Source organism: Janthinobacterium sp. SUN073, assembly GCF_030397665.1.
Taxonomy (GTDB): domain Bacteria; phylum Pseudomonadota; class Gammaproteobacteria; order Burkholderiales; family Burkholderiaceae_D; genus Janthinobacterium.
Map to the genome: position 1 here is coordinate 443,998 of NZ_JAPUBT010000004.1, position 15,274 is coordinate 459,271.

14 protein-coding genes are annotated in these 15,274 nt (G+C 64.9%); 8 read left to right on the top strand and 6 right to left on the bottom strand.

Going from position 1 to position 15,274, the window contains the following annotated elements; genetic code table 11:
- Positions 1-47: 47 nt before the first annotated feature.
- Both aspT and O0882_RS14870 read right to left on the bottom strand, forming a co-directional pair.
- Complete coding sequence (aspT, locus tag O0882_RS14865; RefSeq protein ID WP_289949126.1) at positions 48-1,730, bottom strand: aspartate-alanine antiporter; 1,683 nt, start codon at positions 1,728-1,730, stop codon at positions 48-50.
- Positions 1,731-1,864: 134 nt separating this feature from the next.
- Positions 1,865-2,074 (bottom strand): hypothetical protein, encoded by a 210-nt coding sequence (locus O0882_RS14870; RefSeq protein WP_289949129.1) that lies wholly within the window; start codon positions 2,072-2,074, stop codon positions 1,865-1,867.
- A 340-nt stretch (positions 2,075-2,414) separates the two neighbouring features.
- Between O0882_RS14870 and O0882_RS14875 the strand changes: the two genes are divergently transcribed.
- Complete coding sequence (locus O0882_RS14875) at positions 2,415-2,678, top strand: heavy-metal-associated domain-containing protein (RefSeq protein ID WP_071078113.1); 264 nt, start codon at positions 2,415-2,417, stop codon at positions 2,676-2,678.
- A gap of 38 nt (positions 2,679-2,716) precedes the next feature.
- Here O0882_RS14875 and O0882_RS14880 read toward each other — a convergent pair whose 3' ends face one another.
- The 3 genes from O0882_RS14880 to O0882_RS14890 form a co-directional block, all read right to left on the bottom strand.
- On the bottom strand, positions 2,717-3,244 hold the full coding sequence (locus O0882_RS14880) for an SCP2 sterol-binding domain-containing protein (RefSeq protein WP_289949132.1): 528 nt from the start codon (positions 3,242-3,244) through the stop codon (positions 2,717-2,719).
- A 20-nt stretch (positions 3,245-3,264) separates the two neighbouring features.
- Positions 3,265-4,161, bottom strand: coding sequence for a U32 family peptidase (locus tag O0882_RS14885; RefSeq protein ID WP_289949134.1), 897 nt, complete (start codon positions 4,159-4,161; stop codon positions 3,265-3,267).
- Between the two features lie 126 nt (positions 4,162-4,287).
- Positions 4,288-5,322 (bottom strand): peptidase U32 family protein, encoded by a 1,035-nt coding sequence (locus tag O0882_RS14890; RefSeq protein WP_289949220.1) that lies wholly within the window; start codon positions 5,320-5,322, stop codon positions 4,288-4,290.
- Positions 5,323-5,487: 165 nt separating this feature from the next.
- On the opposite strand from O0882_RS14890, the gene O0882_RS14895 reads away from it, so the two are divergent.
- The 7 genes from O0882_RS14895 (at position 5,488) to O0882_RS14925 (ending at position 14,577) form a co-directional block, all read left to right on the top strand.
- On the top strand, positions 5,488-5,904 hold the full coding sequence (locus O0882_RS14895; RefSeq protein ID WP_096234812.1) for a hypothetical protein: 417 nt from the start codon (positions 5,488-5,490) through the stop codon (positions 5,902-5,904).
- 118 nt (positions 5,905-6,022) lie between these two features.
- Positions 6,023-7,771 (top strand): ribonucleoside triphosphate reductase, encoded by a 1,749-nt coding sequence (locus O0882_RS14900; protein WP_289949137.1) that lies wholly within the window; start codon positions 6,023-6,025, stop codon positions 7,769-7,771.
- Positions 7,768-7,965 (top strand): anaerobic ribonucleoside-triphosphate reductase, encoded by a 198-nt coding sequence (gene nrdD / locus O0882_RS14905; RefSeq protein WP_071078116.1) that lies wholly within the window; start codon positions 7,768-7,770, stop codon positions 7,963-7,965. Before O0882_RS14900 ends, nrdD begins: the two co-directional genes overlap by 4 nt.
- Positions 7,958-8,662: an anaerobic ribonucleoside-triphosphate reductase activating protein gene (locus O0882_RS14910; protein WP_289949139.1), complete on the top strand. Its 705-nt coding sequence runs from the start codon at positions 7,958-7,960 to the stop codon at positions 8,660-8,662. The genes nrdD and O0882_RS14910 overlap by 8 nt, the downstream gene beginning before the upstream one ends.
- 148 nt (positions 8,663-8,810) lie before the next feature.
- On the top strand, positions 8,811-12,857 hold the full coding sequence (locus O0882_RS14915) for a Pls/PosA family non-ribosomal peptide synthetase (RefSeq protein WP_289949141.1): 4,047 nt from the start codon (positions 8,811-8,813) through the stop codon (positions 12,855-12,857).
- Between the two features lie 11 nt (positions 12,858-12,868).
- Positions 12,869-13,411: a 4'-phosphopantetheinyl transferase superfamily protein gene (locus tag O0882_RS14920; protein WP_289949142.1), complete on the top strand. Its 543-nt coding sequence runs from the start codon at positions 12,869-12,871 to the stop codon at positions 13,409-13,411.
- Between the two features lie 257 nt (positions 13,412-13,668).
- Positions 13,669-14,577 (top strand): LysR family transcriptional regulator, encoded by a 909-nt coding sequence (locus O0882_RS14925; protein ID WP_289949145.1) that lies wholly within the window; start codon positions 13,669-13,671, stop codon positions 14,575-14,577.
- Here the strand turns inward: O0882_RS14925 and O0882_RS14930 are convergent.
- Entirely contained in the window at positions 14,574-15,251 is a 678-nt protein-coding gene (locus O0882_RS14930) for a phosphoribosylanthranilate isomerase (RefSeq protein WP_289949147.1), read from the bottom strand. The two genes, O0882_RS14925 and O0882_RS14930, sit on opposite strands and share 4 nt — an antisense overlap.
- Positions 15,252-15,274 lie beyond the last annotated feature (23 nt).

Genomic DNA, 15,274 nt, shown 5'->3' on the forward strand with positions numbered 1-15,274 from the left:
GCCTTTCGTGTTGAAGGAATTCTTTACTGCGTGTGCTCTTGCGTGCTTCACGCGTGGACCGAGCCGGCCAGGGCCACGATGAGCGGCCCCAGCAGAGGCAGCACCACGTTCGATATCGCATAGGTAATCGTGTAGCCCAGCAAGGGCGTGGAGTTGCCGGCCGCGTTCTGCACGGCCGACAGGGCCGGCGTGCTGCACTGCTGGCCGGCGATGGCGCCCAGCAGCACGGGCGCTTCCAGCTTGAGGAAAAAGTGTCCCACCAGCAAAGAGAGCGAGGCGGGAACGACGGCGATCAACACGCCCATCAGCGGCAGCGACAGGCCGTACTGGCGGATCAGCTCGATCGCCTGCGGCCCCGACGCCAGGCCCACGCAGGCGATGAAGGTGGCCAGGCCGATATCCTTCATCATGTCGAGCGCGCTGGGGGGGATGCCCGGCATGCCCGGCTTTCGCGCCTGGTACCAGCCGAATACCAGGCCCGTCAGCAAGGCGCCGCCGCCCGTGCCCAGCGAAAACGGGATGCCGCCCAGCCTGGCGGTAAAGCCGCCGATATACACACCGAGCACGATGCCGATGCTGGCGTAGACGATGTTGCTGCGCTCGCCCGTGGGCACGCGCTTGCCGATGGCGGCCAGCGCCGTGTTCAGCTCGCGCCCTTCCGTCGTGCCATACAGGCGCAGCACGTCGTCGCGCTGCAGGGCCAGGTCCGGCAGGGGCGGCATGCTGTGCTCGCCACGCACGACGGCCGCCACATGCACGCCGGAAGGCAAGGCCAGCTGACGCAGGGGCTGGCCCACCAGCGCGGCTTGCTGCAGCACCACTTCGACGGCCGAGACGGCCATGTTCAAGCCCGTCGTATCGGCAAATTCTTCGCCCAGGATGGCTTCGGCCGCCACCAGCGCGGGACGGTGGCCGATCACCAGCACTTCATCGTTGGCGCGCAGGCGCAGTGCCGGTTCCAGGTCCAGCACCTTGCCGTGCCGGCGCACGCGCGTGATGCTGGCGCGGCCCGAAAAAATATGCTGCAAGGCATCGAGACGGCGTCCAGCGCCACGGCTGATGCGGTAGGCGCGGCCGACCATTTCCGGCGTCGCCTGCACCCCGTCGCCATCGGTCTGCGCGCCGCCCATCTTCTCCCACAGCTTGTCCGCTTCCTCGCGCAGGTTGACGCGCAGCAACAGCGGAAAAATCTGGCTGGTGACGATGACGATGGCGATCAGGCCGAAGATGTAGGTGATCGAATAGGCGGTAACCACGTTGGCCTGCAGCTCGGCGATGCGGGCGGCCGGCAGCGCCAGCTTGGAAATGGCGTCCGTGGCCGTGCCGACGACGGCCGATTCGGTCGCCGCGCCCGCCATCATGCCGGCCGCCGTGCCCTGGTCCAGGCCCAGGAGCCGCGTGGCCAGCAGCACCAGCGCCAGTACCACCACCACTTCGATCAGGCAGAGTATTCCCAAGCGCAAGCCCTTGGCATTCAGGTTGGCAAAGAACTGGGGACCGCCCGCATAGCCGAGGGCAAAGATGAACAGCATGAAGAAGACATTCTTGACGCTGGCGTCCAGCGTGATGCCCAACTGGCCGATCAGCAGCGCGGCGATCAGGGTGCCGCACACGCCGCCCAGCTGGATGGGACCGAAGCGTATCTGCCCTACCGCGTAGCCCAGGGCCAACGCCAGGAACAAGGCCAATTCCGGAACCTGGTGCAATACCGACGCGATCGAATCGAGCATGGACGAACCTTCGAAAAGATAACGGATGGTTACAAGGGAACAGAGCGCTCGGCGGTTGGCGACGGCTGGCTGTTGAACGGGCGCACGGGTCCCGCACGACACCTGCGGTAAGCGCTTGCGCCGGAGAAATGTTGTTACGAGGAATCATGTTCGGTGAAAATTTTACAAGTGTCAACAGGTGTTCTATTGAACTCGCCTTGCGTTTCATCAAACATCCTGCGCACGATTGAAGTACCTGTTTGACACCGATCAACAAAACCACTAGTAATGATTTTGACGATACCAAAGTACTTGTGCGCCAGCGGAATTTCCTCCGGCAGGTTGGGATTGAGCAGCTCCAGCACAGAAAGTCGGGATAGGCACTTGCCGACAAAGAAGCAAGAAGGCCGTCACATGGCACTGGCCGGCAAGCAGGAGCAGGAGGCGCCGCCGCATGGCCCCTCCTGTCCAGTACCTTCATCAACAACATTATTAAAACGACACTACTATTCAGCAGGACACGCTTGTCGACTGGAATAGGGTAACTGTGTATAAAGCGACAGCTCTTTCAGACTGAGCAGGAGCGCTTGGAATTAATCCAGATCAATAAAAGCGCAAATAGAAAAAAAAACTTGCGTGCTGCTCTGGACGGCAGGCGCACCCCTCGCCTACGCTGTTTTTTTATCTGAAAAACAAGAGGAACCCATGCAGACAGCACGCTTGAATATTATCGGGATGGATCACGAAGGCTGCGCCGACAGGCTGACGGGCGCGCTCGAGGCCGTCACGGGTGTGGCCACCGTGTGCGTCTCGCTGGCGCGCCACGGCGCCACGGTGCAATTTGACGAACGGCTGGCCACGCAGGAGCGCCTGCTGGCGGCCGTCAACGACGCCGGCTTCATGGGCGAGGCCTCCGACGAGGAACAACTGCCGTCCTGCAGCGGCGCCTGCGGCCACTGCCGCCATTGAACGCCGGCTCCGGCAATTCTCCGCTCCCCCTGCTCCGCTCAGCCTTCCCGCGCGCCCCGGTCGCGCAGATGCGCCAGCACGCGGCGCGGTCCCAGCGCCTGTAAATCGAACGGTGGCAGCTCGATGGCGTCGAGCGTATTCTTGAACAGCAAGCCCAGTTCCGTATCGCCTTCCAGGCTCAAACGACGGCTGAAGAACAGCGTGTCAGGATCTTCCTGGCGCCGCGCCAGCAGCATCAGATCATGCACGCTGGCGGCGATGCACAGGTCCGGCTCGTCGACATAGCGCTCGGCCACGAACACCGTGCCCTGCCACTCGAAATCGAAGGCGATGCCCGCGTCCAGCAAGCGCAGGCGCAGGGTGCGTCCCTCCAGGCTGCGCCGCACATCGTCGGGCAGTTGCGGCGCCAGCAGGCGGTTCAGACCTTGCACAAATAGCCAGGAGGCGGGGTACGGCGGCAGCTTGGACAGCAATTCGGCCAGCGGTTCGGGCAGCCGGTACGACATGGCGGGCTTGCTCATGGCGGGCTTGGCCGGGATGGGCAATCTTTCCAATTGATCTTGCATGGTGCTTCCTTTCGATGCGTTCAATGAGCGGCGTGCTGTTCCATGCCGGGCTGGCCGTGCCAGTAGCCGTCGCAGGCGCCGGCCGGCTGGCAGGCCGCCAGCTGGGCCTGAGCACCAACGCCGCTGACCTGGCCGCGGCGGGCGCGATCGAAGATGGCGATGACTTGTTCCGTATGCATGGCCTGCGGGCTGATGCGCGCCACCGCCACGCCCATGTCGCGCATGGCGTCGAGTTCGCGCACCAGGTTGTAGACGAGGGCCGACTGCGTCTGCGTGCCATTCAGTACGAGGAAGGGCACTTCGTCGCGCGTGCGCAGCAGCAGGCCGTCCGGTTCTTCCAGGCAGCTGTAGCCGCAATCGTCCTTCGGCAGGTTGCGGTTGCGCGCCGTGAAGCAACGTGCGGAAAACGCCAGCGGCATGCGGCCGTAGGCGAACACTTCCGTCTCCAGTCCTTCCGGTTTCTGGCGCTGCATCTCGGCCAGTGCCGCCTGCCCCATTTCCAGCGGCATCACCCAGCGCCGTGCACCCAGGCGCGCCAGCAGTTGCAGGCTGGGGCCATTGAACAGGTTCAGATGGGGACCGGCGACGAAGGGCGCGCCCTTTTCCATGCAGTGCACGGCGCCCATGTCGTTGGCTTCGACCGTATAGCGGCCATTGCCCGTGATGCGGCGCAGGGTCGCCAGTTCGGCGCCCGCCTCGATCAGCGCCTGCGTCGACAGCACCACCTCTTTGCCGGCGGCGGCCAGCATGTCGGCGATATCGAGCCAGTCGGCCAGGCGCAGTTCATGCCGGCGCGAGCAGACGGTCTCGCCCAAATACACGATCTCGACGGCGCTGCCGGCGATCTGCTGGTAAAACTCGAAGACGGTGGCGCGCGGCCAGTAGTACAACAAGGGGCCCAACGATAGTTTTAGCATGCCTTTTCCAGTATTTTTCAAGTTACAAAACCGTAGCGAGCGGCCTGCGGCGAGGCCGAGAAGCGCAGCCGTGCTCCAGCACGGTGAGCATCGCAGGCCGCGCCCCGGGACGCGCAGTAGGTTTTGCTATTTCCAGGAGCGGTGGTAGGCGCCCAGGGTGTGCTGCTGGCCCTCGGCCAGCTTGTCCATGGCCGCCATCCAGCCCGGCTTGACGGCGTAGCGCGGATTGCCTTCGCGGCAGGCGTCGATCGCTTCGCGCCACACGCGCGTGACCTGCGCCACGTAGGCCGGACTGCGCTGGCGCCCTTCGATTTTCACGGCGCGCACGCCCATGGCGATCAGTTGCGGCAGCAGCGCCAGAGTATTCAAACTGGCCGGCTCCTCGATCGCGTAATACTCTTCGTCATTGACTTCGAAACGCCCCTTGCACAGGGTCGGATAGCTGGCGTTTTCACCGGGCGCGTAGCGGTCGATCAGCACGCCGTTCAGGCGCGACTCCAGACCGTTCGGCGTTTCCAGCCAGCGCACGGCCTTGGCCGGCGAGCACACGCCGTGGGTGTTCGGCGCCTCGCCCGTCGCATACGACGACAGCGCGCAGCGCCCTTCGACCATCACGCACAGGCTGCCGAAACCGAACACTTCGATCTCCACCTCCGTCTTGGCTATCAATTGTTCCACCTGCGCCATCGACAGCACGCGCGGCAGCACGGCGCGGGCGATGCCGAAGTGTTCATGGTAAAAATTGATGGCTTCGTAGTTGGTGGCCGAGCCCTGCACGGACAGGTGCAGGCGCAGCTGCGGGTGGTGCTGGGCCGCGTAGGCCATCAGACCCGGATCGGCGACGATCATGGCGTCGATGCCGGCTTGCGCGGCGCGGTCGATGGCGCTGCGCCACACGGCCCAGTTGTGCGGCTGCGGATAGGTATTCAGCGCCAGCAGCACCTTGCGTCCGTACTGGTGGGCGTAGCGCACGCCCTCGGCGATGGCCTTCTCGTCGAAATTGAGGCCGGCGAAATTGCGCGCATTGGTGGCGTCGCGAAAGCCCAGGTAAACGGTATCGGCGCCATTGTCGACGGCCGCTTTCAAGGCAGGCAGGCTGCCGGCGGGGCAGACCAGTTCCAGCGGTCCGGCCACGCGGGTGGCGGTAGTTGATTCAAGCATCATGATGTTCACAGTCCTGTATCGGCTCAGGGTGCAGACTATAGCCCCGCCCATGCGGCCCAGTCCTTGACGCAGGTGAAGGAATGCATGCATGGCTGGCGCACCTTCAACTTGCTTGACCTGGCTGTAAAATGCCCCACTTTCCTCCCTCTTCGATTGCCCACCATGACCCGCAAACCGCTGCTGATTTTCCTTCTGACCCTGTTCCTCACCGCGCTGCAAGTGCAGTGGGCCGGTCCGGCCGATGGCTATGACGCGGGGACCATCTCCGTGCTGTCGCCGGAAGTGCTGGGCGCCTATCCGGGCGTGCTGCTGCTGTTCCTGCTGGCCGTGTTCGCGCGCCGCCAACTGCCGCTGCTGCGTCAGGCCGCCATCTGCACGGGCCTGCTGGCCATCTACTGGCTGCTGGCGAACTACGTCACGTTCGACGCGCGCGTGGCCAGCTGGAGCACCTATACGCCGCTGGAAATCTGGGCCCACGTGCTGCCCGCCTCCGTCGCCAGCATCGCCGCCTGCGGCGCCGCATTCTTTTGCGCGAGCTGGCTGATCCTGCGCGAAACGCGCTGGAATAAAACCGGCTGAGGTGGTTTTTTCACCTGGATCAAGGATACGCGAATCGCTTGCACGCCACCTTTGACTGCACTACATTTAGTAGATAACCTTCATAAAAACACCGCATGTTGTGTTTATTGGAGGTTTCATGACGACGAATGCAGTTTCCCCCACACGCGGCCAGGTCGATGTCGCCGCGTCCATCAATGAATACCTGGAGCGGCGCGACTGGCGCGTGAACGCCAACGCCAACCAGGGTTACTCGCTGGGTGGCCTGATCCTCAATGTGTCGGGCAAGGTCATCGCCAACTACTGGCTGGACCAGGTGTATCCGCCGGAAGTGGGCGCGGCGCACCGCGAAGCGGCGCTGCACATCCACGACCTCGACATGCTGGCCGGCTATTGCGCCGGCTGGTCGCTGCGCACCCTGCTGCATGAAGGCTTGAATGGCGTGCCGGGCAAGATCGAATCGGGCCCGCCGAAACACATGTCGAGCGCCATCGGCCAGATCGTCAATTTTCTGGGCACCCTGCAAAACGAATGGGCCGGCGCCCAGGCGTTCAGTTCCTTCGACACCTACATGGCGCCGTACATCCGCAAGGACAGCCTGCGCTACGAAGACGTGCGCCAGTATATGCAGGAGCTGATCTTCAACCTCAACGTGCCATCGCGCTGGGGCACGCAGACGCCGTTTACCAACCTCACGTTCGACTGGGTCTGCCCGGACGACCTGCGCGAGCAGATTCCCGTCATCGCCGGCCAGGAGATGGACTTCAGCTATGGCGAGCTGCAGGCGGAGATGGACATGATCAACCGCGCCTACATCGAGATCATGATGGCGGGCGACGCCAAGGGCCGCGTCTTCACCTTTCCCATCCCGACCTATAACATCACCGAGGATTTCGACTGGCATAGCGAAAATGCGGAACGCCTGTTCGAGATGACGGCCCGCTACGGCCTGCCCTACTTCCAGAATTTCATCAATTCGGAACTCAAGCCGAACATGATCCGCTCCATGTGCTGCCGATTGCAGCTGGACTTGCGCGAACTGCTGAAACGCGGCAATGGCCTGTTCGGTTCCGCCGAGCAGACGGGCTCCCTGGGCGTGGTGACCATCAACTGCGCGCGCCTGGGCCACCTGTGGCGCGGCGACGAAGCGGCACTGATGGCCGACCTGGACCGCCTGCTGGAGCTGGGCAAGACCAGCCTGGAAATCAAGCGCCGCACCATCGAAGAACTGATGCAGCAAGGCCTGTTCCCCTACACGAAGCGCTACCTGGGCACCCTGCGCAACCACTTTTCCACGCTGGGGGTGAACGGCATCAACGAGATGATCCGCAATTTCAGCGGCGACGCTTACGACATCACGTCCGCCGAGGGCCATGCGCTGGCGATACGCCTGCTCGACCACGTGCGCGCCCGCATGGTGGCCTTCCAGGAAGAGACGGGCCACATGTACAACCTGGAAGCGACACCGGCCGAGGGCACCACCTACCGCTTCGCCCGCGAAGACCGCAAACGCTATCCGGCCATCCTGCAGGCCGGCACCGTCGACAACCCGTATTACACGAACTCGTCGCAGCTGCCCGTGGGCCACACGGACGACCCGTTCGAGGCGCTGGAATTGCAGGACGCACTGCAGCGCAAGTACACGGGCGGCACGGTGCTGCACCTGTACATGACGGAAGCGCTGTCGGATGCGAACGCGTGCCGCGAGCTGGTAAAACGCGCGCTGAGCCGCTTCTCGCTGCCCTACATCACCGTCACGCCCACGTTTTCCATCTGCCCGCGCCATGGCTACCTGGCCGGCAAACATGAATTCTGCCCTACCTGCGACGCGGAACTGATCGCCCGCAAGCAAGCCCACCCTGTTCCATCACTTGAGGAAACGCCATGAATGCACGTCCCGACTTCACTCCCGCCATCACCCTGCTCGACAGCGAACGCCAGCGCTGCGAAATCTGGACCCGCGTGATGGGCTATCACCGCCCCGTCGCCTCGTTCAACATCGGCAAGCAGGGCGAATTCCACGAGCGCCAGTATTTTACGGAAGCGAGCGCCCGGGTTGGCCAGCCCGCCTGCCGTGGCTGAGTTGAAAGTGGGCGGCCTGACGCCCTTTTCCGCCACCGACTACCCGGGCAAGCTGGCCGCCGTGGTCTTCGTGCAGGGCTGCCCCTGGCGTTGCGGCTATTGCCACAATCCGCACCTGCAGGCGCGCACACCGCAGGGCGCCATGCCGTGGCAGGACGTATTGACCTGGCTGCGCCGCCGCGTGGGCCTGGTCGACGCCGTCGTCTTCAGCGGCGGCGAAGCGTGCATGGACCCGGCGCTGGCGCGCGCCATGCTGGACGTCAGGGAACTGGGGTTCGGCATCGGCCTGCACACGGCTTGCATCTATCCTCAGCGCCTGCGGGAAGTGCTGCCCTTGGTCGATTGGGTGGGCTTCGACATCAAGGCGCCGTTTGCCGACTATCGCCATGTGACCCGCGTGGCCGGCAGCGGCGACCCGGCACGCGCCTGCCTGGACGCCATTCTCGCCAGCGGCGTCGCCTACGAATGCCGCACCACCACCCATCCGGACCTGCTGCTGGACGAACAGCTGCTGGCCCTGGCCACCACCCTGGCAGCCAAAGGCGTCGACAACTACGTGCTGCAGCAGTTCCGCGCCGAAGGCTGCCAGGATGCGGCGCTGGCCGGCCGCCCCCTGCACGGCTATCCGGCGGCGAGCACGGTGGCGCAAATCGGCGCCATGTTTCCCCGTTTTACATTCCGTAACCATGGCAGTTGATCCTGCAGCCACATAATTATTGAAAGTCCCGCAAAATTCCCCGTTCTGCAACGCTGAAATGTCTTGCGTGCTGTAATGTATCAACTGTGCCGCGCACCATGCGCGGCCCGTCAGATTCCTCACACAGCATTACAGATAAGCGTCATCCATGAACGATTTCACCGCAGTCAGTCCAGGCATCCCTTCCACCCACGCCGACATCCTGTACGGCCCGCCGCGACCGGACCTGCTGCGCGAGGAAGTGCTGGCCGACCTGCTCGAAGCGACGGCCCTTCGCTGCCCGCAGCACATCGCGCTGATCGACGGCGCGCGCCGCATCACGTATGCGGAACTCGATGCGCAGGCTGGCCTGGCCGCATCGCGCCTGGTGGCCGCCGGCGTCAAGCCCGGCGACATCGTGGGCCTGTGGCTGCCGCGCGGCGCCCCTCTGCTACTGATGCAGGCGGCGATTGCCAAGGCGGGCGCCGCCTGGCTGCCCGTCGATGAAGACACGCCCGTCGAACGCCTGCAAGTGTGCCTCGATGACGCGAACGGCTTTGGCGTCGTCAGCTGCGCGCAGTTCGCGCCACGCCTGTCTGATGCCGGCATCCAGCGCCCCGTGTGGACGGCGGAAAGCCTGCTGGCCCCCGCCGCACCGGGCGAACACCTGCCCGCGCGCGCTACCGTGCTGCCCGCACACCCGGCGTATGTGATCTACACCTCGGGCTCGACGGGCAAACCCAAGGGCATCCTGATCAATCAGCGCAGCATCTGCCACTTCCTGCGCAGCGAAAACGCCGTGCTGGAAGTGACGCAAGCCGACACCGTCTACCAGGGCTTTTCCGTCGCCTTCGACATGTCGTTCGAAGAAATCTGGATCGCCTACCTGGTAGGCGCCACCCTGTGGCTGGGGCCGAAGGAAATCTCCGGCGACCCGGAAGCCTTGCCGCGCGCCCTGGCAGCCAATCACGTCACCGTACTGCACGCCGTGCCGACCTTGCTGGCCCTGTTCGCCGAGGAAGTACCGAGCCTGCGCCTGATCAACCTGGGTGGCGAGATGTGCCCGGAATCGCTGGTCGAGCGCTGGTCGCGCCCGGGCCGCGCCATGTTCAACACCTATGGCCCCACTGAGGCGACCGTCTCGTGCAGCCTGGCACGCCTGCGGCCCGGTGAACCCGTCACCATCGGCACGCCGCTGCCCAACTATGGCTTGCTGGTGTTGCAGGTGGCCGAGCCGGGCGAAAACCGTCCCCTGATTCTGCTGCCGCGCGGCGAGACGGGGGAGCTGTGCATCATCGGCCCCGGCCTGGCCGAGGGTTACCTGGGCCGCCCCGACCTGACGGTGGAAAAATTCCTGCCCAATCCGTGGGCGACCAGCGAGGATGACGCACGCCTGTACCGCACGGGCGACCTGGCGCGCATCGATCTTGATGGCCAGGTGCTGTGCCTGGGCCGCGTCGATGACCAGGTGAAGATTCGCGGCTTCCGCGTGGAACTGGGCGAGATCGAAGCCGTGCTGGCGCAGCAGGCCGGCGTGGGCACCGTGGCCGTCTTGCTGCGCAAGGACGACGGCATCGACCAGCTGGTGGCCTACATCGTCGGCAGCGACGATGCCCCCGACGACGCCCTGACGGCGAAAACCCTGCGTGCGGCATTGAACCTGCATTTGCCGCCCTACATGGTGCCCGGCCGCTTCGAATTGCTGCCGCTGATGCCGCGCCTGACCTCCGGCAAGATCGACCGGAAGGCGCTGAAGGCCATGCCACTCTCGACGCCGCCGGCGGGCGAGTCGGACGTGCCGGAAACGCCGGCCGAAGCGGCCCTGTTCGCGGCGCTGGCGACACTGTTCCCGGGCCAGCCGATACGGCGCCAGTTTGACTTCTTCAGCGACCTCGGTGGCCACTCCTTCCTGGCCGCGCGCCTGGCGTCCGCCCTGCGCGCCGATCCAGCCTACGCCCACATGACGGTGCGCGACATTTATCACAATCGCCAGATCGGCAAGATCGCCGCCGTGCTGAACGAAGCGCCCGCGCTGGCCACGCCGGAAGCGGATTGGACGCCGCCATCGGCCATGAAGCGCTGGCTGTGCGGCGCGGCGCAAGCGGCGGCCGTGCCGGGCCTCGTCACCCTGCGCATGGCGCAGTGGATGGCGCCGTTTTTCACCTATCACTTCTTCACGGGCGACACGGGAGACACCGTGCCGCGCGCCATTGCCGCCTCGATCGGCGTGTTCCTGCTGGCGACCCTGGCCGAATTTGCCATCGCGATTGCTGGCAAGTGGCTGATTGCCGGGCGTTTGAAGCCGGGCAGCTATCCGCTGTGGGGCGTCACCTATTACCGCTGGTGGCTGGCCGACCGCCTGGTCGAATCGGCTCCCGCGTATCTGCTCAGCGGCTCGTCCCTGAACAGCTGGTGGCTGCGCGCGCTGGGCGCGAAAGTGGGCAAGGAAGTAGTCATCGGTTCGATGACCCTGCGCGCGCCCGACCTGCTGTCCATCGGCGACAACGTCAGCGTCGGCAATGCCGTCAACTTTGAAAACGCCCGCGTGGAACGGGGCCGTTTGCTGCTGGGCCAGATCAGCATTGGCGACGATGCCTGCATCAGCTCTTACGCGATCATGGAAGGCAATACCAAGGTGGGCGCCTTCGGCCACCTGGAGGGACAGTCCGCGCTGGCCGATGGCGCCTCGGTACCGGACGGCCGCGTCTATACGGGTTCGCCCGCGCGCGACATCGGCCCCTACGACCGGGCCAGCCAGCCGCCGCGCCCCGCCGTCTCGCGCCTGCGCCTGACGGGCGAAACCCTGTTCTTTTGCTTCGGCATGGTCCTCATCGCCGTGCTGTTCTTCATGCCCGTCTTCCCCAGCTTCGTGCTGATCGACTGGTTCGACGAACGCGAAATGATGCCGTGGCTGCAGGGCCGCGACGTGACGACCCAGCTGGCCCGCTACTTCCTGCTGGCCTTCCCCGCCAGCGCCGTGCTGATCGTGCTGACCGCTCTGCTGTCGGCCGCCATCCGCTGGGGCGCGCTGCCCCGCTTGAAGCCGGGCAGCTCGCCCGTGCACAGCAATATCTATTGCGCCAAGTGGCTGGTCAGCCATATCCAGGAGTCAAGCCTGAACGTCCTGCACGGCATCTACGCCACTGTCTACGCGCCGTACTGGTACCGCCTGCTGGGCGCCAAGGTGGGCAAGGGCGCCGAGATTTCCACGGCGCTGGGCGTGGTGCCCGACATGCTGACCCTGGGCGACGACACCTTCATCGCCGACGCCGTCATGCTGGGCGACGAGCAGATCGACGGCGGCTGGATGACCATGCGCCCCACCGTCATCTCGCACCGCAGCTTTGTCGGCAACGGCAGCTATATCCCGGACGGCACCACCCTGCCCGAGCACGTGCTGATCGGCGTGCATACGCATGCGCCGCGCAATGAGCAGATGCACAGCGGCGATACCTGGCTTGGTTCTCCCCCGATGCACCTGCCCGCGCGCGAACAGGTCAGCGGTTTTGCCGAGCACCTGACCTTCAAGCCGTCCATCCTGCGCCGCCTGGGCCGCAGCCTGATCGAAGCCTTCCGCATCGTCGCGCCGCACGCGGTGGTGATCGCCGTCGGCTACACCCTGGTGCTGGACGTGATGCCGATCGCGGGCGCCGGGCGCTGGGGCGAAGTGGTGGGCGACCTGGCCATTGCCGGCCTGGCCTACGGCATCGGCAATTTCCTCGTCGTGGTGCTGTTCAAGTGGCTGCTGCTGGGACGCTACCGCAAGCACGCGGCGCCCATGTGGACGCCATTCGTGTGGATTTCCGAAGGCGTCACGAACCTGTATGAAGGCATCGCCGTGCCCAACTTCATGCGCTACCTGCGCGGCACGCCGTGGCTGCCGCTGGCCTTCCGCCTATTCGGCTGCAAGATCGGCCGCGGTGTCTACATGGACACCACGGACATCACGGAATTCGACTGCGTGCACATCGGCGACTACAGCGAATTGAATGCGCTGACCTGCCCGCAAACGCATTTGTTCGAAGACCGCGTGATGAAGATCGACCACGTGGACATCGGCCAGCGCGTCTACATGGGCCCGCGCAGCTCCGTGCTGTACAGCGCCAAGGTGGGCGACAATGCGCGCCTGGGGCCCTTGACCCTGGTGATGAAGGGCGAACACATCCCCGCCGGCAGCAACTGGGCCGGCTGCCCGGCGGCACCTTTGCGTAGCTGATGGCTTTTACGGTGCTCTTGTCAAGAGACGGCGTGCTGGTGGTCGGCATTGCCGCCGTGCTGCCGCGCGCCGAGGCCCGCCTGCGTATCCGCGCCGCCGTGCGCGAGGCGCTAGCCCGGTGGCTGAAGATGGATATCGAATCGATTTCGGTGGAGTCGACGCCGGGCGCCCCTCCCCGTTTGCTGCTGGCCGGCCGCGCGGCAGGTTTGTCATTGACCCATGACGACGGTATCTCGCTGGCCGCCATCCACCTGCATGGCGCTGTCGGCATCGACGTGATGCGCGTGCAGGACATTCCCGACTGGGCGAATCTGGCGCGCGATTACCTGGGGCCGCAGGTGGCCGAGGAACTGGCCGCCTGCCCCGATGCACTGCGCCCGCTGCGGCTGGCGCAGGCGTGGACGGCGCGCGAGGCGGTGCTCAAGTGCGCGGGATTGCCGTTGATGGAGTGGGATGGAGTGGCATTGAATTACAAGGTACAGCACATCGCCTTGCAGGACGGATTTGTCGCAATGCTCGCAACCCAGAAGACGAAGACTGGGGTCGGACCCTGAGGGTCCGACCCCGGCCTTTCTGCCGTTGGGTTTCCACGCGAAACGTACATCAATCCTCACTGTCCGCTCCTGATCGACCGCCGCCGATCTGGACGAAAATCAGTTTTACGATAATACTGACGAGCAGTCCCAGCACCCCGATCAATTCCAGCATGGTCTTTCCTTTGCAATGACAGCAGAGCAATCCACTGTAGCCTGAACGCCGGGGCCGGGCCAATATCAAATCAGGCAGTCACCGATCTCGAAAAGGCATACGATTGATTTCCATCAGACAGTTCCGCTATTTTGTCGAAGTCGTCGATGCGGGCAGCTATTCGCGTGCGGCGGAAAAGCTGTATATCGCGCAGTCGGCCCTGAGCCGGCAAATCAAGGAGCTGGAAACCGAAGTTCAAGCCTTGCTGCTGACGCGCGACTCTCGCCATATCGAACTCACGCCGGCGGGACAAGTCTTTTATGAACGCGCCAAACGCATCCTCGAAGACATCGACGAAACCGTGCGCCAGACGCGCCACGTGGGACAAGGCGCGCAAGGCATCATCCGCCTGCTGCATTCGAGCTCCGTCACCCTCACGCCCGCCATCGGCGCCGTGCTGAACCGCCTGCTGGCGCAGTTCCCCGGCGTCTCGCTCGATGTATCAAAGGGATCGTCGGAAAACCAGGCGGCTGACATCGAGGAAGGCCGCGCCGACCTGGGCCTGGTGCGCCTGCCCACCTTGCGCAAACACGCCAATATCGTCGTGCGCGAACTGTTTGCGGAAAAGCTGGTGGTGGCCGTGTCATCGGCCTCGCCGCTGGCCGCGCTGCAGCGCACGACGATTGCCGCCCTGCGCGACGAAGCGTTCGTCTCGATCCCGCACAAGGACCGCGGCGGCCTCAGTTACCTGGTGGCGGGCCTGTGCCTGGCGCAGGGCTTCTTTCCGAAGGCGGCGCGCGCCCTGTCGCGCAAGACTTCGCAGCTGAACCTGATCGAGGCCAACATGGGCATCGCCATCGTCCCCGGCAGCATGCGCCTGGTGGCGCCGCCCGGCGTGCGTTTTATTGCGCTGCCGGACGAGGAATCGCATTCCGTCGTCGGCCTGATCTCGCCGCGCGCGGCCAGCGGCATGGTGGCCGCGTTTACGGAAGCGTTCGTGCGCGAAATGAACGCATTGGCAACGACGGATTAACCTTCCGCATACAGCGCCGCATCCACATCGCGCACGGCCGCCATCAGCAAGGCCAGCTTCATGACATCGAGCTTGCCATCGGTGCGCACGCGCGAGCACAGGTCGATGCCGTAGGGCCGCACCTGGCGCAGCGCCTCCGTCACATTGTTGGCATCGAGGCCGCCAGCGAGGAAGACGGGACGGGGACTGGCGCGCACGAAGCGCGCACTGACGGACCAGTCGTGCGTGCGGCCCGTGCCGCCCAGCTCCGGGACCGGCGCGCCAGGACGGCCGGAGTCAAGCAGGAAGGCATGCACATGGGGCGCGTAGGCGGGAATCAGCGCCAAAGCCTCGGGCCCTTCCACATGGATCACCTGCACGCGCCGCACATGCGGCAGCAGGCGCGCCAGTTCCTCGACTTCACGCGGGTCGATATGGCCGACGATCTGCACGGTCGATGGCTGCGTGGCGCGCACGTGTTCGGCGATGGCTTGCGCCGTCGTCTCGGACGTCAGCAGGAACGTGGCCACGGGTGGTGGCGTCCAGGCGGCGATCTGCGCGATGCACGCGTCGGGAATCGGACCGGGGCCGGACGGCATGGCGGCCACCAGGCCCAGCGCGTCGGCGCCGGCGGCAATGGCCAGTTGCGCTTCGTCGATGGAAGCGATGCAGCAGATCTTGATGCGAGTTCTCATGGCCTTGCGTGTTCAAATGAAAT

Coding starts and splice junctions, on each gene's coding strand:
- aspT (WP_289949126.1), bottom strand. CDS start 1,730: ATGCTCGATTCGATCGCGTCGGTATTGCACCAGGTTCCGGAATTGGCC.
- O0882_RS14875 (WP_071078113.1), top strand. CDS start 2,415: ATGCAGACAGCACGCTTGAATATTATCGGGATGGATCACGAAGGCTGC.
- O0882_RS14880 (WP_289949132.1), bottom strand. CDS start 3,244: ATGCAAGATCAATTGGAAAGATTGCCCATCCCGGCCAAGCCCGCCATG.
- O0882_RS14885 (WP_289949134.1), bottom strand. CDS start 4,161: ATGCTAAAACTATCGTTGGGCCCCTTGTTGTACTACTGGCCGCGCGCC.
- O0882_RS14890 (WP_289949220.1), bottom strand. CDS start 5,322: ATGCTTGAATCAACTACCGCCACCCGCGTGGCCGGACCGCTGGAACTG.
- O0882_RS14895 (WP_096234812.1), top strand. CDS start 5,488: ATGACCCGCAAACCGCTGCTGATTTTCCTTCTGACCCTGTTCCTCACC.
- O0882_RS14900 (WP_289949137.1), top strand. CDS start 6,023: ATGACGACGAATGCAGTTTCCCCCACACGCGGCCAGGTCGATGTCGCC.
- nrdD (WP_071078116.1), top strand. CDS start 7,768: ATGAATGCACGTCCCGACTTCACTCCCGCCATCACCCTGCTCGACAGC.
- O0882_RS14915 (WP_289949141.1), top strand. CDS start 8,811: ATGAACGATTTCACCGCAGTCAGTCCAGGCATCCCTTCCACCCACGCC.
- O0882_RS14930 (WP_289949147.1), bottom strand. CDS start 15,251: ATGAGAACTCGCATCAAGATCTGCTGCATCGCTTCCATCGACGAAGCG.